Annotated in this window: 3 protein-coding genes; 1 reads left to right on the top strand and 2 read right to left on the bottom strand. The window is 68.8% G+C overall.

Annotated elements, in window-relative coordinates:
* Window positions 1-58: 58 nt before the first annotated feature.
* Window positions 59-2887, bottom strand: a complete 2829-nt coding sequence (locus tag ACFV9G_RS29270) for an FG-GAP-like repeat-containing protein (RefSeq protein ID WP_378732898.1) — start codon at window positions 2885-2887, stop codon at window positions 59-61.
* A 70-nt stretch (window positions 2888-2957) separates the two neighbouring features.
* The gene (locus ACFV9G_RS29275) at window positions 2958-4493 is read right to left on the bottom strand and encodes a FadD3 family acyl-CoA ligase (RefSeq protein WP_378732900.1); all 1536 of its coding nucleotides are present in this window, start codon (window positions 4491-4493) and stop codon (window positions 2958-2960) included.
* A 46-nt stretch (window positions 4494-4539) separates the two neighbouring features.
* Here ACFV9G_RS29275 and ACFV9G_RS29280 point away from each other — a divergent pair, with 46 nt between their 5' ends.
* Window positions 4540-5157 carry a TetR/AcrR family transcriptional regulator gene (locus tag ACFV9G_RS29280; protein ID WP_378732902.1) on the top strand — a complete coding sequence of 206 codons (618 nt, stop codon included), beginning with the start codon at window positions 4540-4542 and terminating at the stop codon, window positions 5155-5157.
* Window positions 5158-5243 lie beyond the last annotated feature (86 nt).

Raw genomic sequence — 5243 nt, forward strand, 5'->3', positions numbered from 1 at the left:
CGGTTTTTTTTTTATGTTTTTACTTACATATATTACAATCACAGTATCACAACTTCGGTCAGCCCAGCAGGTTGTAGCCCGACAGCGCACCCAGGTAGGTGCGGGTCAGCCCGGTGCCGGTGCTGTTGCGCTCCAGCGCATAGATGTAGCTGCCCGAACGCACGATCAGGTCGCCACCCGAGCCGGCCCGCAGATCGCGTACGCCGAGCACCGCGTCATAGCCCGACAGGTTGATCGACAGGGTCTGTGTGGAGACCAGGCCACCGGGCCCGTTGCTCTCGTGGACGACGGTGCTGGTGCCGTTGACGAAGAGTACGTCGGGGGTGTTGCCGCTGTTCCAGCGCCCGACGCCGACCAGGCGGGTGCCCGATGCCGAGGACTTCATGGTGATCGACGCCCCGACCTTGGCCGAGCCCTTGCCCGGCCACAACGTGATCGTGCCGCCGGAGGTACGGCCCATCAGGTCCGGATACCCGTCGCCGGTGACGTCACCGACCGCGTCGATGACGCTGACCGTGCCGAGGCCGGTCGCGATCGTGACGGGGCTGGCGAACTTGCCGGTGCCGTAGCCCCGGTAGAGGCGTACGGAGCCGTCGGACATCTTGGCCAGGAAGTCGCCCTTGCCGTCGCGGTTCCAGTCGCCGGCGTTCATCAGTGCGGTGGCGCTCGTCAGCGTGATGCCGCTGTCGACCGGCGCGGCCAGGCTGACTCGACCGCTGTTCGGCTTGACGTAGAGCGTCGAGCCGGACTTCATCACCAGGTCAGGGAGGCTGTTGCCGACGAGGTTGACCGCGCCGACGAGGGTGCGGTTGACGTCCGCGTACGGGCCCAACGGCTTGCCGAAGCCCGAGCCGGAGGCCGGGTAGATCCAGCCACGGTTGGACGAGTCTCGGCCGATCAGGTCGCCGCGGCCGTCGCCGGTGAAGTCGCCGTAGCCGCTGATCTGGACCAGCGAGGACCACGACGGGCTCTGGGTCGCGAGCTTGACGGGGGAGCCGAAGGTGCCGGAGCCCGATCCCTTGAAGTAGTAGAGCGCCCCGGACTTGCGGCCGATCAGGTCGCGCTTGCCGTCCTTGTTGACGTCGCCGGTCGCGGCGAGCTTGTCGAAGCCGCCCAGCGAGCGCGTCGTGCCCACTCGGGTGAACCCGCCGGCACCGTTGCCGGTGTAGCGCACCAGGTAGCCCTTCGCGTTCTTGCCGACCAGGTCGTTGGCCGAGGTGCCGCCGATGTTGCCGGTCGCGGTGATCTTGGAGACCCCGGAGAACGTGCTCTTGCCGAGGTTCTTGAAGACCGCCGCGAAGGTGCCGTCACCGCGGCCCTTGCGGATGCCGGCCGAGCCGTCGGTGCGGACCTGGATCAGGTCGGCCTTGCCATCGCCGGTGATGTCCGGGGTGACGACGGCCTCGCGCACGGTGCTGCCGACCGTCGTGGACGTCTTGGTCGAGTTGAACCCGGCGAACCCGCCCGTACGCAGCGTGAAGATCCGGCCGTCGGACGCCCGTCGTGCCACGAAGTCGGAGTGGCTCGTGCCGGCGATGTGGGACTCCAGGTCGCGGCCGCTCCAGCTCTTCTGGAGGCCGGCGGCGAGCGTACGGATCTGGGGGAGCTTGGCTTGGAGGTTTGCGCCCGGGCAGACGGTGGTGCCCGCGTCGCGGTGGCCCTGGATCGCGTGCGGGAAGACCGTCTTGGTGCCGTCGGTCTTGGTCAGCGACACGTTGGTGGCGTTGGCGGTGACGCCGTGGAGCGAGAGCTTCCAGGCGTACAGAGAGCCGTACGCCTGGATCATCGCGTCCGTGGGCTGGTTCTGCGTCGAGCCGGCGTCGTCAGGACAGCCGGCCGCGACCGTGTCGAAGCAGCCGAGCGCCGAAGCACCGAAGCTGTCGTAGTTGTAGCCGCTGGTGTGGGCGCCCTCGCCCGGCAGCGCGACGCCGCCGTGGCGGCCCTCCCAGATGCGGCCGAACTTGTCGACGAAGAAGTTGTAGCCGACGTCGCGGTAGCCACGGGTGGTCACGTGGAACTCGTAGATGCTCCGGATGATGCCGGGGACGTCGGTCTCGGTGTAGGCGTTGGTGCCTGCGGTGTGGTGGACGAAACCGCCGTGGATCGTGCGGTAGGTCGGGTCCGTCTGCTCACGGAGGGTCTCGTCGGCGCCCCACTGCGAACGGCTGTAGATCGTCGGGCTCGAGGTGTAGGTGGACGCGACCAGGTTGAGGTCGGAGTCCTTGCTGCCCTTGTGGACGCTGGTCGCCCGAGGCTTGTCCTTGTCGGTCTCGATCTCGGGGAGCTCCTCGACCGTGTCCGAAGGCTTGCCGGGCTCGATCACCGCGAGCTCGAGGTCGTCGGGGATCGCGGCGGCGTCAGGGACGATGATCCGGGTCTGCACCTGGTCGACGTGCCCGGCCAGGAACTCGTCGGTGCCCGGGCGGACACCCTTGGCCTCGGCGCTGCCGGCGTCCGGACCGTGGTCCTCGACGTCGACCACCATCGGGCTCCATGAGGACCACACGTCGTCCTTCAGGGTGCGGATCTCGGGGCGTACGTCCTCGGCTTCGGTGTCGTCGCCGGACCAGGTCACGCCGACGACACCGAAGCCGGTGACGTCCTGCGGTTCGCTCTTGATGACGTTGGTGCGGGGCTTGTCGACCTTCGTCGCGTGCTCGGTCGCCCTGCCGGTCGAGGTGGTCAGTGCGATCTCTTCGACGTGAGCCTCGACCGGGCCGGCGGGAAGCTTGGACGGCTCCCTGTTCGCGGCCTCGAACGCGGCCAGCGGGCCGGACGAGGTCGGCTCGGCGGTGGCGGAGTTCAGTGTCAGGGGGATCGCCACTGCGACCACGCCGAGAACGAGGGTGGTGCCGGAGATGGACGCGATCTTGGCGCGTCGGGGCATCGAAGCCTCCGTGGGGGAAGATGAAGACGGGCTCCGGAAACCTATACCCCCGCCCCGGGGGGTGTCTCATCTAATTCCCGGTGTCGCGCAGGTCCGTCTTCAGCACCTTGCCGCTGGCGTTGCGCGGAAGGCTGTCGATCAGGACGTACGCCCTCGGCTGCTTGTAGTTGGCGAGGCGGTCCTTGAGCCAGGTCGCGATCGAATCGGCGGTCAGGTCGTCGCGTACGACGACGAAGGCCTTGCCGACCTGACCGAGGCGCGCGTCGGGGACGCCGATGACCGCGGACTCGACGATGCCGGGGTGGCTGGCGAGGGTGTTCTCGACCTCGGCCGGATAGACGTTGAAGCCGCCGACGGTGAACATGTCCTTGATCCGGTCGGTGATCTTCAGGCAGCCGTGCTCGTCGAGGAAGCCGACGTCGCCGGTGTGGAGCCAGCCGTCCTCGTCGATCGCCTCGGCGGTTGCCTCGGGATTCTCGAAGTAGCCGAGCATGACGTTGTCGCCGCGGATCCAGACCTCGCCGTCCTCGCCGGGCTCCGCGTCCTCCCCGGTGGCGGTGACGGTGCGGATCTCCAGCCCCTCGACCGCGGGGCCGACCACCTTGGCCACGTGCGCCGGGTCCTCGCCGGGGCGGGTGGTGGTCGCGACCAGGCACTCGGTGAGGCCGTAGGCGCCCTTGACCTCGTCGATCCCGAGGACGTCGCGCATGTCGGCGAAGAGGCTCTCCGGGACGCTCGCCGCGCCGGCGATCGCGAAGCGCAGCGAGGAGAGGTCGTACGCCTTCAGGTCGTCATGGTTGATGAGGGTCGTGAAGATCGTGGGGGCGCCGGGAAGGACGGTGATCCGCTCGTCCTGGATCAGCTGCAACGTCTGCGTCGGGGCGTAGGTCGCGATCGGGTAGATCGTGGCGCCCGCGCTGAATGCCGCGAGGAAGCCCGCCTTGTAGCCGAACCCGTGGAAGAACGGGTTGACGATGGCGTAGCGGTCCTCCTGGCTGAGCGCGGCGCCGCGTGCCCAGACGTCGGCGGTCCCGATCGTCTGGCGCTGCGCGCACATCACGCCCTTCGGCTTGCCGGTCGTGCCGGAGGTGAACAGCAGGTCGGCCAGGGTGTCGGGGGTGACGGTCGCCTTGGCGTCCTCGAGACGCTTGTCGGTGATCTCGGCTCCGCTGGCCAGGAACTCGTCCCAGTCGCCGGCGAGGTCGACGATGGTGAGCAGGTGCTCCGGGAGCGGGCCGGCGTCGCGGAGCATCTGGACGTAGTCGGTGCCGAGGAAGCCGTTGACGGTGACCAGCGCGGTGGCGCGGGAGCGCTCCAGGATCTCGCGCGCCTCATGGCCGCGGTAGCGGGTGTTGAGCGGCACCACGGCCGCCCCGATCGTCTGCGCGCCGAGGGCCGCGACCGGGAACTCCCATCGGTTGGGGGCCCAGATGGCGACGCGGTCGCCGCTGCGTACGCCGCTGGCCAGGAAGGCGCGCGCGGCCCGGTCGGTCGCGTCGGCGAGCTCGGCGTAGGTGAGCGTCGTGGGGCCGTCGACGATGGCCGGGTGGTCGGCGTAGGTCTGCTTGGCCTTCTCGATCAGGGCCGGGATCGTGCGGGGGGTCATCCTGGCAAGCGTAGTTGAGCAACTGCTTGTTTGGTAGGCTTCGTCCATGACTGACACGGGGGTTGCGCCGAGAAGGCGGGGGACGGCGTCGGGGTCGTCGCGGCGGGCCGAGCTGCTCACGCTGGCTGCCGAGATGTTCGCGACCAAGGGCTTCGCCCAGACGACCGTACGCGACATCGCCGATGCCGCCGGGATCCTGTCGGGCTCGCTCTACCACCACTTCCGCTCCAAGGAAGCGATGCTGACCGAGCTGCTCTCGGGGTTCCTCGACGGGCTCAACGCGCGGTTCACCGAGATCGTCGAGAGCGGGGTCGACCCGCAGGCAGACCTGGACGGACTGATCACGGAGTCGTTCCGGACGATCCACAACGAGCGGCTCGCCGTCGCGCTCTACCAGAACGAGGCGTCCTTCCTGGCGACCGTCGAGGGCTTCGAGTTCGTCGCCGAGCGCTCCCGCGACAACGAGGCGCTGTGGATCCGGGTCATCGAGGCCGGGCAGACCTCGGGAGCCTTCCAGACGTCGTTGGACCCCGCCTTGACCTACCGGTTCATCCGCGACGGCGTCTGGTCCACCGTCGCCTGGTATCGCCCCGGCGGCCGCCACACCCCCGAGACGCTCTCGGAGCAGTACCTGAAGCTGCTCCACGCCGGCATCCTCGCCTGACCCCTGACCGCGCTGGTCGAGCCGCGAGGCCGCCTGCGGCCGAGCGTGTCGAGACCAACACGGTCCCCTCTGCGCGCGATGGCACC

Source organism: Nocardioides sp. NPDC059952, assembly GCF_042730435.1.
In the GTDB taxonomy this organism is placed as follows: domain Bacteria; phylum Actinomycetota; class Actinomycetes; order Propionibacteriales; family Nocardioidaceae; genus Nocardioides.

Coding starts and splice junctions, on each gene's coding strand:
- ACFV9G_RS29275 (WP_378732900.1), bottom strand. CDS start 4,493: ATGACCCCCCGCACGATCCCGGCCCTGATCGAGAAGGCCAAGCAGACC.
- ACFV9G_RS29270 (WP_378732898.1), bottom strand. CDS start 2,887: ATGCCCCGACGCGCCAAGATCGCGTCCATCTCCGGCACCACCCTCGTT.
- ACFV9G_RS29280 (WP_378732902.1), top strand. CDS start 4,540: ATGACTGACACGGGGGTTGCGCCGAGAAGGCGGGGGACGGCGTCGGGG.